This window comes from Nocardia terpenica (genome assembly GCF_013186535.1).
In the GTDB taxonomy this organism is placed as follows: domain Bacteria; phylum Actinomycetota; class Actinomycetes; order Mycobacteriales; family Mycobacteriaceae; genus Nocardia; species Nocardia terpenica.
Genome location: NZ_JABMCZ010000004.1, coordinates 601,397 through 614,641 on the forward strand (window position 1 = coordinate 601,397; position 13,245 = coordinate 614,641).

General features: G+C 68.7%; 17 protein-coding genes. 10 read left to right on the top strand and 7 right to left on the bottom strand.

The genetic code is table 11. From position 1 onward, the window contains the following. Window positions 1-57 precede the first annotated feature (57 nt). Complete coding sequence (locus tag HPY32_RS35495) at window positions 58-948, bottom strand: alpha/beta fold hydrolase (RefSeq protein WP_067589095.1); 891 nt, start codon at window positions 946-948, stop codon at window positions 58-60. A 99-nt stretch (window positions 949-1,047) separates the two neighbouring features. Between HPY32_RS35495 and HPY32_RS35500 the strand changes: the two genes are divergently transcribed. Further along, window positions 1,048-1,434: a winged helix-turn-helix transcriptional regulator gene (locus HPY32_RS35500; protein WP_067589093.1), complete on the top strand. Its 387-nt coding sequence runs from the start codon at window positions 1,048-1,050 to the stop codon at window positions 1,432-1,434. On the opposite strand, the gene argS is transcribed toward HPY32_RS35500, so the two are convergent. Both argS and HPY32_RS35510 read right to left on the bottom strand, forming a co-directional pair. Then, complete coding sequence (gene argS / locus HPY32_RS35505; protein WP_067589091.1) at window positions 1,412-3,154, bottom strand: arginine--tRNA ligase; 1,743 nt, start codon at window positions 3,152-3,154, stop codon at window positions 1,412-1,414. The two genes, HPY32_RS35500 and argS, sit on opposite strands and share 23 nt — an antisense overlap. 42 nt (window positions 3,155-3,196) lie before the next feature. Beyond that, complete coding sequence (locus HPY32_RS35510) at window positions 3,197-3,805, bottom strand: TetR/AcrR family transcriptional regulator (RefSeq protein WP_067589090.1); 609 nt, start codon at window positions 3,803-3,805, stop codon at window positions 3,197-3,199. 66 nt (window positions 3,806-3,871) lie between these two features. Between HPY32_RS35510 and HPY32_RS35515 the strand changes: the two genes are divergently transcribed. Further along, complete coding sequence (locus HPY32_RS35515; protein ID WP_231951667.1) at window positions 3,872-4,399, top strand: hypothetical protein; 528 nt, start codon at window positions 3,872-3,874, stop codon at window positions 4,397-4,399. On the opposite strand, the gene HPY32_RS35520 is transcribed toward HPY32_RS35515, so the two are convergent. Beyond that, window positions 4,372-5,319 (bottom strand): MerR family transcriptional regulator, encoded by a 948-nt coding sequence (locus HPY32_RS35520; protein ID WP_067595905.1) that lies wholly within the window; start codon window positions 5,317-5,319, stop codon window positions 4,372-4,374. The two genes, HPY32_RS35515 and HPY32_RS35520, sit on opposite strands and share 28 nt — an antisense overlap. A gap of 81 nt (window positions 5,320-5,400) precedes the next feature. On the opposite strand from HPY32_RS35520, the gene HPY32_RS35525 reads away from it, so the two are divergent. Next, window positions 5,401-5,661, top strand: coding sequence for an acyl carrier protein (locus HPY32_RS35525; protein ID WP_067589089.1), 261 nt, complete (start codon window positions 5,401-5,403; stop codon window positions 5,659-5,661). 209 nt (window positions 5,662-5,870) lie between these two features. After that, window positions 5,871-6,413, top strand: coding sequence for a TetR/AcrR family transcriptional regulator (locus HPY32_RS35530; protein ID WP_082871478.1), 543 nt, complete (start codon window positions 5,871-5,873; stop codon window positions 6,411-6,413). Here the strand turns inward: HPY32_RS35530 and HPY32_RS35535 are convergent. Then, entirely contained in the window at window positions 6,410-7,231 is an 822-nt protein-coding gene (locus HPY32_RS35535) for an oxygenase MpaB family protein (RefSeq protein ID WP_082871477.1), read from the bottom strand. The two genes, HPY32_RS35530 and HPY32_RS35535, sit on opposite strands and share 4 nt — an antisense overlap. 138 nt (window positions 7,232-7,369) lie before the next feature. Beyond that, a complete protein-coding gene (locus HPY32_RS35540; protein WP_171983213.1) occupies window positions 7,370-7,534 on the bottom strand; it encodes a hypothetical protein in 165 nt (54 codons plus the stop codon). Window positions 7,535-7,654: 120 nt separating this feature from the next. Between HPY32_RS35540 and HPY32_RS35545 the strand changes: the two genes are divergently transcribed. Both HPY32_RS35545 and HPY32_RS35550 read left to right on the top strand, forming a co-directional pair. Beyond that, window positions 7,655-7,867, top strand: coding sequence for a hypothetical protein (locus HPY32_RS35545; RefSeq protein ID WP_067589088.1), 213 nt, complete (start codon window positions 7,655-7,657; stop codon window positions 7,865-7,867). A gap of 12 nt (window positions 7,868-7,879) precedes the next feature. After that, complete coding sequence (locus HPY32_RS35550) at window positions 7,880-8,182, top strand: DoxX family protein (RefSeq protein WP_067589086.1); 303 nt, start codon at window positions 7,880-7,882, stop codon at window positions 8,180-8,182. A 9-nt stretch (window positions 8,183-8,191) separates the two neighbouring features. Here HPY32_RS35550 and HPY32_RS35555 read toward each other — a convergent pair whose 3' ends face one another. Then, window positions 8,192-9,097, bottom strand: coding sequence for a LysR family transcriptional regulator (locus HPY32_RS35555; RefSeq protein ID WP_067589085.1), 906 nt, complete (start codon window positions 9,095-9,097; stop codon window positions 8,192-8,194). Between the two features lie 162 nt (window positions 9,098-9,259). Here HPY32_RS35555 and HPY32_RS35560 point away from each other — a divergent pair, with 162 nt between their 5' ends. The 4 genes from HPY32_RS35560 to HPY32_RS35575 are packed head-to-tail and all read left to right on the top strand — an operon-like array spanning window position 9,260 to window position 13,241. Beyond that, window positions 9,260-10,432 (top strand): 4-hydroxybenzoate 3-monooxygenase, encoded by a 1,173-nt coding sequence (locus HPY32_RS35560; protein WP_067589084.1) that lies wholly within the window; start codon window positions 9,260-9,262, stop codon window positions 10,430-10,432. A gap of 30 nt (window positions 10,433-10,462) precedes the next feature. Then, a complete protein-coding gene (locus HPY32_RS35565) occupies window positions 10,463-11,284 on the top strand; it encodes a CoA transferase subunit A (protein ID WP_067589082.1) in 822 nt (273 codons plus the stop codon). Beyond that, a complete protein-coding gene (locus HPY32_RS35570; protein ID WP_067589081.1) occupies window positions 11,281-12,063 on the top strand; it encodes a CoA-transferase subunit beta in 783 nt (260 codons plus the stop codon). The genes HPY32_RS35565 and HPY32_RS35570 overlap by 4 nt, the downstream gene beginning before the upstream one ends. Then, window positions 12,060-13,241, top strand: a complete 1,182-nt coding sequence (locus HPY32_RS35575; RefSeq protein ID WP_067589079.1) for a thiolase family protein — start codon at window positions 12,060-12,062, stop codon at window positions 13,239-13,241. The genes HPY32_RS35570 and HPY32_RS35575 overlap by 4 nt, the downstream gene beginning before the upstream one ends. Window positions 13,242-13,245 lie beyond the last annotated feature (4 nt).

A 13,245-nucleotide genomic window follows, 5' to 3' on the forward strand; every position in this document is an offset into this window, starting at 1 on the left:
GGAACGACATTTGGCCGAACCAACCGAACCCGCCGATCACGCGATACGGCGGTGCCGTCACGGGCAAGTAGCCGAGATCGTTTGTGCCCCAAACGAAGTAGTTCGGTGGGGTGCGGCGAGAAAATTCTTCAGGAGCGCGAGCAGTGGCGCCGTCCCGTCGAGGGGGATGATGTGCCCGCAGTCGGTGAGCACGTGCCCGGTGAGATCGTCGGCGATCGGGCGCAATTGCCGCTCGAGCGCGCCACCCACAGGATGCGCGCCCACGGCCAGCGTCGGCATCGTCAGCCTGGCGGTGGCGACCGCTCGCCGGATCTGATCGGCGGTGACGGACATGGCGCGATAGTGGCCGAATGCGCTACGCAGCGCCTCGGTTCCGGTGTAGGCGGCCACGAAGGCATCCCGAATCGGCCGGGGCACACCGCGGCCCAGCGTGCCGATATCGAGAAACCAATCGATATAGGCGGATTCGTGCCCGGCGAGGACGGTGTCGGCCAGCCCCGGCACGGCGTGGAAACCGAACCACCATGGTGGCCCGGCGGCGAGAAAGTCCTCCGCGCCGGGCAGCGCGCCGAGGGCCGCCTCCATGAGCACGAGCCGCCGCACCCGATCGAGGTGATGCAGCGCGAACAAAAACGCCGGCGCCACCGACGCATCGATGGCCACCACCGCGGCGGACGGAATGTCGAGCGCGTCGAGCAATCCTGCGATATCGGCGGCCTGATTCTCGGCGTCGTAGCCATCGGCCGCCCGCGTGCTGCCGCCGAGTCCGCGCAGGTCCGGTGCGATGACCCGATACCGCTCGGCAAGGTGGTCGATGACCGGTCGCCACAGCTGCCACGTGTGCGGAAAGCCGTGCAGCAGCAGGACCGCGGGGCCGCGGCCCGCGGTCGCCACCCGCAGCTGGATTCCATTGGCGCGCACGTGATCTACCACGATATCGACCGGCATCGAGCCTCCCGAAGCAGTAACCGTTGGTAACCACCTGACCGTAGGTAACATGGCCCTGCCTGCCAAGAAGGCACTTTCCCGACAGGTGGTGAGCCCGAGGTGACCCCCTCCGATACGACCGCGCCCGCCCGCGGCGATGTGTTCGACCCGCACTGCCCGACCCGGCAGCTGCTCGATCGCCTGGGCACCAAATGGGTGTCCATGGTGGTGAAGCTGCTGGCCGAGGCCGCGCCCACCGAGGTGCGCTTCGCCGAACTGCGGCGGCGCATGCCCGGCGTCTCGCAGAAAATGCTGTCGGTGACGCTGCGGAACCTGACCGCCGACGGCCTGGTCGCGCGCCGCGTCGAACCGACCGTGCCGCCGCGCGTGCACTACCGCCTGACCGAACTGGGCCTCTCCCTGGAGGTGCCGCTGTCCGCGCTGCGCGCCTGGGCGGAGGAGCACATGGCCGAGATCGACCGCACTACATCCGATCGGGCGCGGTGATCCCGAGCAATCCCAGCCCGTGCGCCAGGGTGCGGGCGGTGAGGCCACACAGCGCGATCCGGTTGTCGCGCACCGGGTGCGGGGCGGACAGCACCGGGCAGGTGTCGTAGAAGGCGGTGAAATCGCGGGCGAGATCGTAGAGGTAGCCGCACAGCCGATGCGGTTCGAGGGTGTCGGCGACCTCGATGACGGTGCCGCCGTAGGCATCCAGGCGCAGCGCCAACGCGCGCTCCGCCGGTTGCGGCGCGATCGTGGGATCGACAGTGCCGGTGGCGTTTTCGGCCTTGCGGAGAATCGAGTGGATACGAGCGTGCGCGTATTGCAGGTAGACACCGGTGTTCCCGGTGAAGGCCACCATCCGTTGGGGATCGAAGGTATAGTCCTTCACCCGTGAGGTCGACAGGTCGGCGTACTTCACCGCACCGATGCCCGCGATCTCCGCGATCTCCGTCAGCTCCTCCTCCGGCATATCCGGATTCTTCTCCGCGACAACCGCTCTCGCCGCCGCGACGGCATCGTCGAGCAATGCGGTGAGCCGCACGGTACCGCCCGCGCGCGTCTGGAACGGGCGTCCGTCCGGGCCCAGCACCGTGCCGAAGGCGACGTGCTCGGCCTCGATCCCGTCGCCGGACCAGCCTGCGCGCCGGGCGGTTTCGAAGACCAGCCGGAAGTGCAGCGTCTGCCGGGAATCGGTGACATACAGCAGCCGCCGCGCACCGAGTTCGGTGATCCGATAGCGGATCGCGGCCAAATCGGTGGTGTCGTAGCCGTATCTGCCGTCGCGCTTACGCAGCATGAGCGGCACCGGCCGCCCGTCGGGACCGGTGGCCTCGGTCGAGAACACCACCAGCGCACCGTCGCTCACCTCGGCGATGCCCGCGGCCACCAGCTCCGCGACCGTATCGGCCAGCATCGGATTGTAGAACGATTCCCCCACCGAATCCGTCGCCGTCAGCAGCACGCCGAGCCGCGCGTAGACGGCCGCGAACGCGCGCTCGGATTCGGCGACGATCTCCCGCCAGCGCGCCAGCGTGGCCGGATCGCCCGATTGCAGGGCGACGACCCGGGCCCGCGATCGGTCGGCGAAGGCCGGATCGGCCTCGAACAGCGCCCGCGCGGCCTTGTACCGCGCATCCAGTGCGGAGACGGCGGATTCGCCGCGCCACTGCTGGTCGGGATGTTCGTCCAGGTATTGGATGAGCATCCCGAACTGGGTGCCCCAGTCGCCCACGTGATTGACGCGAACCACCTCCGCGCCCAGGAACCTCAGCACGCGGACCAGGCTGTCGCCGATGATCGTGGTCCGGAGATGGCCCACGTGCAGCTCTTTCGCGATATTCGGCGCGCTGTAGTCCACGAGCGTGCGGCGGCCGTCCTCGGGCGCGCCGACACCGAGCCGGTCATCGGCCAGCCGCGCCGCGACCTGCTCCCACAGCGGCCGGTCCGCGACGGTCAGATTGAGGAAGCCGGGGCCGGACACGCTCACCTCGCCGAGCAGCCGCTCGTCCGGGTCGGTCAGCGCCTGCGCGAGCCCGCCCGCGAGTGTGCCCGGGCCGAGGTGTAGCCGTTTGGCCAGGGACAGTGCGGCATTCGACTGGAAGTCCGCCCGGGCGGAGCGACGCACGACCGGATCGGCACCCGCGGCGTCGGGGTGGGTGCGGGCGATGGCCGCGCCTACGGTTTCGGCGACCCGATCGAGCAGCGGTGGTACTGCGGACATGCGGCGATCGAACCATGAACGGGTAATGGGGACAATGGAATATCAGGTGCTCGAGTGTGCTTGGGGCGCAAGCAGTTCGTCGAGGAATGCGTCCAGCTGATCGATCATCTGCGCGGGGGAGAGGTGCCGGGCCAGCCCCTGCAGGCTCAGGCCGTCCACCAGCGCGTGCAGGCGGCGGGCCAGCGCCCGCACCGGTGCGTCGGTCTCGGCGAGCAGATGGGCGGCGGCCAGGCCGTCGACCAGATCGCGGCACATGCCGTACATGGCGTCGAAATGGCGGCGCTCCACCTCGGCCAGCTCCGAATTGCCCAGTCCCAGCGCGACGAAGGAGAACGCGATGGCCGCCTCCGTCCGGCGGTGGTCGTCCAGCGGCATGGTCTCGTGCAGGAGGGCGCGCACCTGATCGCGCGGCGAACCCTCGCGCGGCAGCGCCTCGACACGCGCGGTCACCCGGGTAATGACCTCCGCGCACGCGAAGGCCAGCAGCTCGGTGCGGGTCGTGAAGTAGTAGCGCAGCGCACCGGGCGACCAACCGGCCTCGGCCGCCACCGACCGCACCGACAGCCCGTCCACTCCATCGCGCGCGACGACCCGCCCGACGGCCTCGGCGAGCTCCACCCGCCGGACTTGATGATCGACGATCTTGGGCACGATCCCATTTTCACACAGATGTGTTATTTTGGTTTTGATACGACTGTGCGAAATAAGGAGCTCGATGTGATTGCGGTGATCATCGGCTGCGAGATCGGGTTCTGGGTGCTGCTCCTGCTCGGTCTGGCGGTGCGGTACCTGACCCCGGCCCGCGGGCTGAGCAAGGCCCTGCTCATGGCGGTCCCCCTGGTGGACGTCGTCCTGCTGGCGGCGGCGGTGCTCGACCTGCGCGGCGGCGGCCACGCGACCGCGTCCCACGGCCTGGCTGCCATCTACATCGGCGTGTCGGTCGCCTTCGGATCGCAGATGATCCGCTGGGCCGACGAGCGTTTCGCGCACCGCTTCGCCCACGGCCCCGCGCCGACCCGCCCGCCCAAGGCGGGCCGCGCGCACGCGGCTCACGAACGGGCGCAATGGTTCCGGCACGTGCTGGCCTACGTGATCGGCGCGGCCGTCCTGGGCGTTTTCACGCTCCTGGTCGGCGATATCCATCGCACCATCCCGCTGTGGGGCGTGATGGTTCCGTGGGCGGTCATCCTCGGCATCGATTTCGTGATCTCGTTCAGCTACACGCTGTCGCCCCGCCGCTCCTGAGGCGCGGCGCAGTAAACCAGTGCGTCGTACAGCCAGTGGTGGGCCTGCCCCACGGTGACGGAGGTTCCGAAGAGCTGCCCGATCAGAGCCCAGTAGCGATGGATTCGATGGTCGGTGTCGGTCGCACCGACCAGTAGTTGCTCCCGGAACCGGCGGGAATCACGCTCCCGTCGCGCACTGGCGTGGGCCTCGACGAATCCATCGAGTTCGCTACCACCGTGCGGCCGCACGCCTTTCGATACGAGCGGAATGACATCGAGCACTATGTCGCCGATGCTGAAGAACAGCCCCCTGCGGTCGCGGATCAGTTCCGGCTGATTTCGCCAGAGCTGCTGTCTTACAGCGCTGTTCATGTCGGAGTCGGTGACCAGAGCGACCAGCTCGGCATACGCGACCACCTCGTCGACGGATGGATCGGCGGGCGGCTCCGGGATATTCCCGCACACAAAGGTGTCGAAGTCGCACCCGCGCGTCGGTGTGAGGATGCGCCGCCAGAACCGCACGAGGCACTCGTGTGCCGCACCGCCGTCCTGTGCGGCGGCCAGCAGCGCGAGCCGCTCGCCCCGCCGGGTCGGTGCGGCCGCCTCGACCGCCCGCAGTGATGCCCGCCGCCACGCCAGCGACCTGAATTCCCCATCGAGCCGGGCGCTTTCGGCGGCGACGGCCTCGCCGATGGACCGCTCCCCGTGCAGCACATCGGTAATCGAGCTCAGCCCGAGACCGAGCGCGCGCAGCCGCCGCACCAGAAGCAGACGCTCGGTCGCGCTGTCCGCGTCGAACATCCGATGCCCGCCCGCGCTCCGGCGGGATTCGAGAATGCCTTCGTCGCAGTAGAACCGGATCGTTCGCACCGGAAGGCCGGTGTTACGCGCCAACTCTCCGATGCTCACCAGCACCCTGGGCCGTGTGTCGTCTGTCACAACGTGTTGAACCTCCACCCCGATGGAGCTTTTAGCGTACTGGCATTGCCGCTCGAAATGTCGCACAGGAAAGGGTGATTCGTGGCTATCACGCAGGAGGAAGTCGTGGCTGGCATTGCGGAGATCATCGAGGAGGTGACCGGCATCGACGCTTCGGAGGTGGCGATGGAGAGGTCCTTCGTCGACGATCTGGAGGTCGACTCGTTGTCGCTGGTGGAGATTGTCGTGCAGGTGGAGGACAGGTACGGCGTGCGGGTTCCGGATGGGGACCTGGAGGATCTGCGGACCGTCGGCGACGCGGTCGCCTATGTCCAGCGGATGGAGGCCGACCGGCGTTCATAGGACCGCCGCGCAATTTCATCACAATCGTCCGCTAGAATTTCGTCACGAGGAGACGAGTGGAGGATGGGATGGCCGGGTGTGCTGTGTGTGGGAAAGCGCTTGCGTCGAGGGGGCGTGGGCGTCCGTCGACCTATTGCTCGCGCGCTTGTCAGGCCAGGGCTTATCGCGGTCGGAAGGCGGGGGAGCCGGGGACGGCCGTTGCGGGCGAGGTGGCGAAGCCGCGGATCGGTGTGCGCGAGCGGCTGTTGGATACCGCCGAGGACGTGTTGCTGGGGGAGGGGGCCGGGCATCTGACCCTGGAGCGGGTGGCCGCGGCGGCGGGGGTGAGCAAAGGCGGTCTGCTGCACTACTTTCCGAACAAGCTCGCCCTGGTGCGCGCCATGATCGACCGGCTGGTCGAGCAGATGGCGATCCCGGTGGACGCCGAACCCGGCGCGGCCGCCCGGGCATTCCTGATCGGTAGCGTCGAGCACCCACACGACCGCCGCCCCGAGCGCGTCGCCGCCGCCCTGCTCGCCGCCGCCACCCTCGACCCCACCCTGCTGCAGCCGCTGCGTGAGTGGTACGAAACGTTCCAGCGCAGGCTGGAAGACGACGGCATCGATCCGGTCCGGGCGACCGTGGTCCGGCTCGCCGCCGACGGCTGGTTTCTGTCCCGCCTGTTCGGGCTCGCCCCGCTGTCGGAACCACTGGCCGGGCAGGTGCGCGACCATTTGATCGAAATGACCAGGCGGGCACCGCGTTCCGGCTAGCGCTCGACCGGGCAGCGCGGGCCGAGTTGATCGATCGTGTACCCATCGGGATAGCTGCGCTCGGCCGAGGCGGCGAGCAGGTCGACCGGCGTGCCGTTTCTCGGCAGATAGCGGCCCGCCACCTGGCGCACCTTCAGTCCGGTGGCCACCAGCGCACGCGCGGCCGGGCTCGGGCGTGGCAACCGCAGCGTTCGCCGCAGGTGCTCGGGAACCAGGGCGTCGGTGAGGTCCAGCGCCGCCGACCGCGGCAGCCTCGGAAAGTATTGTGCGGCCATACGATCCCGATTGGCCATGGCCACCCGGTGCGCGCCCGCGGTGAAGCCGAAGCGCTCGGCCTCGTAGGCGTCCAGGAATGCGGCCATCTCCCCATAGGATTCGGGAATGTCCTTGATGGCCATGTGCCTGCCGAGCTGCCGATAGTGGTGGAACAGGCCGTCGCGCTCGATCGTGGTCAGTGGCCGCCGACCGTGCATGGCGACCGTGCGCACCCCGTAGACCACGAAAGTGGCCAGCACATAACGGAAATCGTCGCCGGAGATGTCGTACGGCGCGTGCACCCGGTTGATCCGGCCGAGGGCCCGCTTCCCCCGCGCGGAACCGAACCCGTGCACGGTCACCTCCCCGAGCAGCAGCCCGGTATCGTCATTGCGCCGAACTCCATCGGAGACGAATTCGCCTGTCCGGTCCAGTAATTCGCCGATGCTCGGCACCGCAAAGGTCGCAATCTGCGCGAACTCGCTCCCCAACACGAGCTCGGTCGTGAACTCGACCGTCAGCAGACGACGGTTGATCTGTTCGTAGTCGCGAGCGGGATCCATGGCGGCCCTCCACAAGGGTTCGAGTGCTGTCGACCCGTGTGACGATACCGTCCAGACGGACTGTGCTCAATACATCACGCAACGGCGGCAACGAAGTCCGGCTGCACGCCCGGTTGGGCGAGCATTGTCGAACGACGGCTATTCCTTCACGAATCGCAGGTAGAAAGCCCCGAATACCAGGACTATTCCGACGTTCACCAGCAGGCGGCCCCAGAAGTGGTGCCTGAAGAAAAGGATGTCCACGCCGACCACGACGGCTATCAGTGCGAGGACGTAGAGCACGGTTACTGCCTGTTTTCCCATCTCCTTCGTTCCCTTCTCCTCCGTGCGGTCGCGCCGAGAACGAGCCGGTGACTCCGCCGCACCCTATCCCCCGGTCGGTATCGCCGTGGGGTTTCCGCTATCGGTGGCCGACTCGAGCCGGTGGGCGATTTCCGCCAGGGCGTCGGCGATGAGGTCCTGCTGGGCGGGGGTGAGGCCGTCGATGAGTGCTCGGCGGACGGTCGTGACATGACCGGGTGGGATGCGTTCGAGGCGGCGGCCGGTGGCGGTGAGGACCGCGACGACGCCGCGCTCGTCGGAGGGGCACGGTTCGCGGTAAACCAGCCCGGCCTTTCCAGTTGGGTGATCTGGTAGCTGAGACCGCTTTTGGAGGTGTACAGCGCCGCGGCGAGTTCGGTCATTCGCAGCCGGTGTGCCGGGGCCGCGGTGATCGGCACGCTGATCAATGCGATCGCCGTGAAATGGGACGGCGGATTCTTCGCGCCGAAGGGAGTCGAATACGAACTCCTGCTCGGCCTCGCCGCCGCCTCGATCGCGCTGACCGGACCCGGCCGCTGCGCGCTGGACCGCTTCGTGCCCGGCGTGCGCGACCATCGCCTCGGCTACGGCATCGTCGGCATAGTGCTCGCCGTGCTCGCCGCCGGGGGAGTCCTGCTCGTACGCTCCTGAAATCCCTTCCTACGCGCGGATATCCCGCACGGCCGCGCGGATGACGCCGAGGAACCAGCGCTGGGCGGCGCCGCGGCCGGGGGTGCGGCGGGTGTAGGCGCACACCTCGACCGGTTCGATCGGCCAGGGTAGGGTGATGACCCGCACGGGGTGGGTGCGGGCGAGGGCGGCGGCGACCAGTTCGGGGACGATGGCGACCAGGTCGCTGTTCTGTACCACGTAGGGCAGGGTCGCAAATCGGGTGACCCGCACGGTGATCCGTGCGTCGAGCCCGTGCTCGTGCAGGGCGCGGCGCGGCCCGGGGTGGCCGGTGACGCCGTCGACGACCACGTGCCGTTCGCGGTGGAGTTCGGCCTCGGTGGCCGAGTTGCCCTGTAGCCGTGGATGATCGGCCGCCACCAGCGCCGCATACCCCTCGGTGAACAGCGGCGTCCGGCTCAGCCGGGGGGAGTCCAGTTCGGGGCTGGCGACGATCGCGTCCACCTGGCCGCGGGTCAATTGGTCGGTCGCGGCGCCGATATCGAACGCGTGCACGTGCAGGGTGATCGCGGGTGCGCGGGCGCGCAGCTCCGCCAGCACGCGGGGCAGGACGTTGACCTCGCCGAGATCGGAGAGGCCGAGTGCGAAGCTCGCGGGCTGCGAGGGATCGAATTCGGTTGCGGCCCCGAATATCACGTCGACGTGCTCCACGGCGGCGCGCAGCGTCGGATACATTCGCTCCGCTTCGGAGGTCGGCGCCAGTCCGCCGGGGCCGCGCACGAAGAGCTCGTCGTGCAGTCGTCGGCGAAGCTTGCCCAGGCCGTAGCTGACGGTGGGCTGGGTGACGCCGAGGACATCGGCGGCGGCGGTGACGCTTCTGGTCTCGTAGAGCACCACGAATGTCCGGACCAGGTTGAGATCGAAACTCCCGGACATAGATCCCCTCGATACGCAACGCGAAAAACATCTATTGGTTTTCTGAAGGACGTCATTTTAGCGTGATGGTCATCACGGGTGATTGCTCGTGTGGCCGATGCGTGAGGCGGGGTACAACATGTCGACGTCGTTGTCGCTGGTGCGTGCGGAGGGGGATGCGGCATGACAGGGACCCGCACGCAGGTCGCCATCGTCGGCGCGGGACCGGCCGGGCTGATGCTCTCGCACCTGCTGTCTCGCTCCGGAATCGACTCGGTCGTGGTGGATATTCGTACGCGCGAGGAGATCGCCACGACGAGCCGGGCGGGCATTCTCGAGGCCGGTTCGGTGCGGCTGCTGGTGGACTCGGGGGTGTCGGATCGTGTTGTCGCCGAGGGGGATCGGCACGACGGCGTGGTGTTGCGATTCGACGGAGAGAACCATCGGATCGACTTCCGGGACCTCGTCGGGGAGTCGGTGTGGCTGTATCCGCAGACCGAGGTGTTCATCGATCTGGCCGCGCGGCGCACGGCCGACGGCGGCGATGTGCGCTACGGCGTCGCCGATACCGCGGTCGATATCACCGGGGACCGTCCGGTCGTGACGTTCGCCGATGCCGATGGCCGTGCGGTGCGGGTGGAGGCGGATCTGCTCGTCGGGGCGGACGGTTCTCGATCGATCTGCCGCCGGGCGTTGCCGGACGGTGTTCGTACCGAATGGTTCCGCGAGTATCCGTTCGCGTGGTTCGGGTTCCTCACCGACGCGCCCCAGTCGCATCCGGAACTGATCTATGCGCGCTCCGAGCACGGGTTCGCTCTGGTCAGCCAGCGCACACCGACGATGCAGCGCATGTATTTCCAGTGTTCGCCCACCGAGCGCGTGCAGGCGTGGGACGACGACCGGATCTGGGCGGAAATGCGAAAGCGCGTCAACGGCAACGGTTTCGAGCTGCGGGAGGGGCCGATCGGCGCCAGGACGGTGCTGCCGTTTCGGTCGTTCGTGACCGCGCCGATGCGGCACGGCAGGCTGCTGCTGGCCGGGGACGCGGCCCACACCGTCCCGCCGACCGGCGCGAAGGGCCTGAATCTGGCGCTCGCCGATGTGCGCGTCCTGCACGAGGTGATCACGGAGTTCTTCGCCCGCGGTCGCGAGGACGTGCTCGACACCTACGGCGACCGTGCCCTCGACCGGGTGTGGAAGGCACAGCACTTCTCCTACTGGATGACGACGATGCTGCATTCCGCCGAGGGCGTGTCCGCGTTCGATCGGGAGCGGCAGCGGGCGGAGTTGTCGCTGGTCACCGGTTCGCGGCACGGCGCGGCCTATCTGGCCGAGGCGTACACGGGTTGGGCATAGGGATTTTCACACGACGAGCAAGGAGAGAATGTGGCCGAGATCGTATCCCTGGCGGAGGCGGTCGCCGAACTTGTCCACGACGGCGACACCGCCGCCCTCGAGGGGTTCACCCATCTGATTCCGGTGGCCGCCGGGCAGGAGATCATCCGTCAGCGCCGCCGCGATCTGACCCTGGTGCGAATGACCCCGGATATCGTGTACGACCAGCTGATCGGCGCGGGATGCGCCCGCAAACTGATCTTCTCCTGGGGCGGCAATCCCGGTGTCGGGTCGCTGCACCGGTTCCGGGACGCCGTGCAGAATTCGTGGCCGGTCCCGCTGGAGATCGAGGAACACAGCCACGCGGGCATGGCGAATCGCTATGTCGCCGGGGCGTCGGGGCTGCCGTTCGCGGTGCTGCGCGGCTATGTGGGCACCGACCTGGCGACGGTGACCGACACGATCAAACCGATCGTGTGCCCGTTCACCGGTGAACGGCTCACGGCGGTCCCGGCGCTGAACCCGGACGTCACCGTCATCCACGCGCAGCGCGCCGATCGGGACGGGAATGTGCAGCTGTGGGGGCTGCTCGGGGTGCAGAAGGAGGCCGTGCTGGCCGCCCGCCGCAGCCTGGTCACCGTGGAGGAAATCGTCGATACGCTCACCCCGGTGCCCGGCGCGATCGTGTTGCCCGCCTGGGCCGTAACCGCCGTCGCCGAGGTTCCGGGCGGGGCTCACCCGTCCTACGCGCAGGACTACAGCGAGCGCGACAACGCCTATTACGCCGACTGGGACGCCATCGGCCGCGACCGGGACACCTTCGTCCGCTGGTTGCACGAGCACGTGTTCGCCGACACCGGGAGCAACGCATGACCGCCACCGAAACCTCCTCCGCCGCAACCGGTCTGCCGTACACCGCCGACGAGATGATGACCGTCGCCGCCGCGCGGGCCCTGCGCGGGGACAAGCGGTGTTTCGTGGGCATCGGATTGCCGTCCGCGGCAGCGAATCTCGCGCGCACCACGCACGCACCCGAGCTCGTGCTCGTCTACGAGTCGGGGACACTGGGTTCCAAGCCGAACCGGCTGCCCGCGTCGATCGGCGACGGCATCCTCGCCGAGACGGCCGATGCGGTGATCAGCGTGCCGGAGGTGTTCAACTACTGGTTGCAGCCGGGCCGCATCGATATCGGTTTCCTGGGCGCCGCGCAGCTCGACCGGTACGGCAATATCAACACCACCGTCATCGGCGGCGACTACGCCCATCCGAAGGTCCGGCTGCCCGGCGCGGGCGGGGCGCCGGAGATCGCCGCGTCCTGCGGCGAGGTGTTCGTGGTGGTTCGCCAGTCCCGGCGCTCGTTCGTCGAACGGGTCGACTTCGTGACCTCGTTCGGGCACGGGCGCGGGCACGGTGAACGGGCCGCGCTCGGGCTGCGGGGTGCGGGCCCGACCATGGTGATCACCGATCTCGGCGTCATGCGGCCCGATGCGAGCGGCGAATTGACCCTCGTCGCAGTGCATCCCGGTGTCACCGCGGCGCAGGTGCGCGAGGCCACCGGCTGGGATCTGAAGGCCGCCACCGATATCGAGGTCACCGAGCCACCGACGGATGCCGAACTGTCGGCGCTGCGCGCCTTACAGGGGGCGTCATGACGGGCGCTTTTCTCTACGACGGCGTGCGAACTCCGTTCGGCCGCTACGGTGGTGGCCTCGGCGGGGTGCGACCCGACGATCTCGCCGCCCACGTGCTGCGGGCACTCGCCGACCGGAACGATCTGGACCCCGCCGCCGTCGACGAGGTCGTGTTCGGCGCGGCCAATCAATCCGGCGAGGACAATCGCAATGTCGCGCGCATGGCGGTGCTGCTGGCGGGCTGGCCGACGTCGGTGCCCGGCACCACCGTCAACCGGCTGTGCGGATCGAGCATGGATGCGGCCGGACAGGCCTCCCGCATGATCGAAACCGGCGACGCCGCACTGGTTGTCGTCGGCGGAGTGGAATCGATGAGCCGGGCGCCCTGGGTACTGGCCAAGCCCGCCAAGGGTTTTCCCGCGGGCAGCGAAACCCTGCATTCGACGACGCTCGGGTGGCGTCTGGTGAATCCGGCCATGCCCGCGCGATGGACGGTGTCGCTGGGGGAGAGCACCGAAATCCTCGCCGACCGTTACGGTATCGGCCGGGCGGCGCAGGACGAGTTCGCGGCGCGCAGCCACCAACTGACCGGGAAGGCTTGGGACAGCGGCTTCTACGACGATCACGTCGTCGCCGTCCCCGGCACCGACCTGGCCCGCGACGAATCGCTGCGCCCGGACACCACCGTCGCGACGCTGGCGCGGCTGACCCCGTCGTTCCGGGCGGAGGGCACCGTCACCGCCGGAAATGCCTCGCCGCTCAACGACGGTGCCGCCGCGCTGCTGCTCGGTGACGAGTCCCTGGCCGACCGGCTCGGGCGCAGGCCGCTGGCCCGTATCGCGGGGCGGGGCGCGGCGGGTGTGGATCCCGACGTGTTCGGCATCGGGCCGGTGCGGGCGGCGCGAATCGCGCTGCGGCGCGCGGGAATCGGCTGGGGCGATCTGGGCGTGGTGGAACTCAACGAGGCGTTCGCCGCGCAATCGCTTGCGTGCCTGGCCGAGTGGTCCGACCTGGATCCGGGGATCGTCAATGTCAATGGCGGCGCGATCGCCATCGGTCACCCGCTGGGCGCTTCCGGCGCCCGCATCATCAATCAGCTTGCTCGCGAGATGCGGCATCGGGGCAGCCGCTGGGGGCTCGCGGCGCTCTGCATCGGCGTCGGCCAGGGTCTGGCCGTCGTTCTGGAGGCAGCGTCATGACATC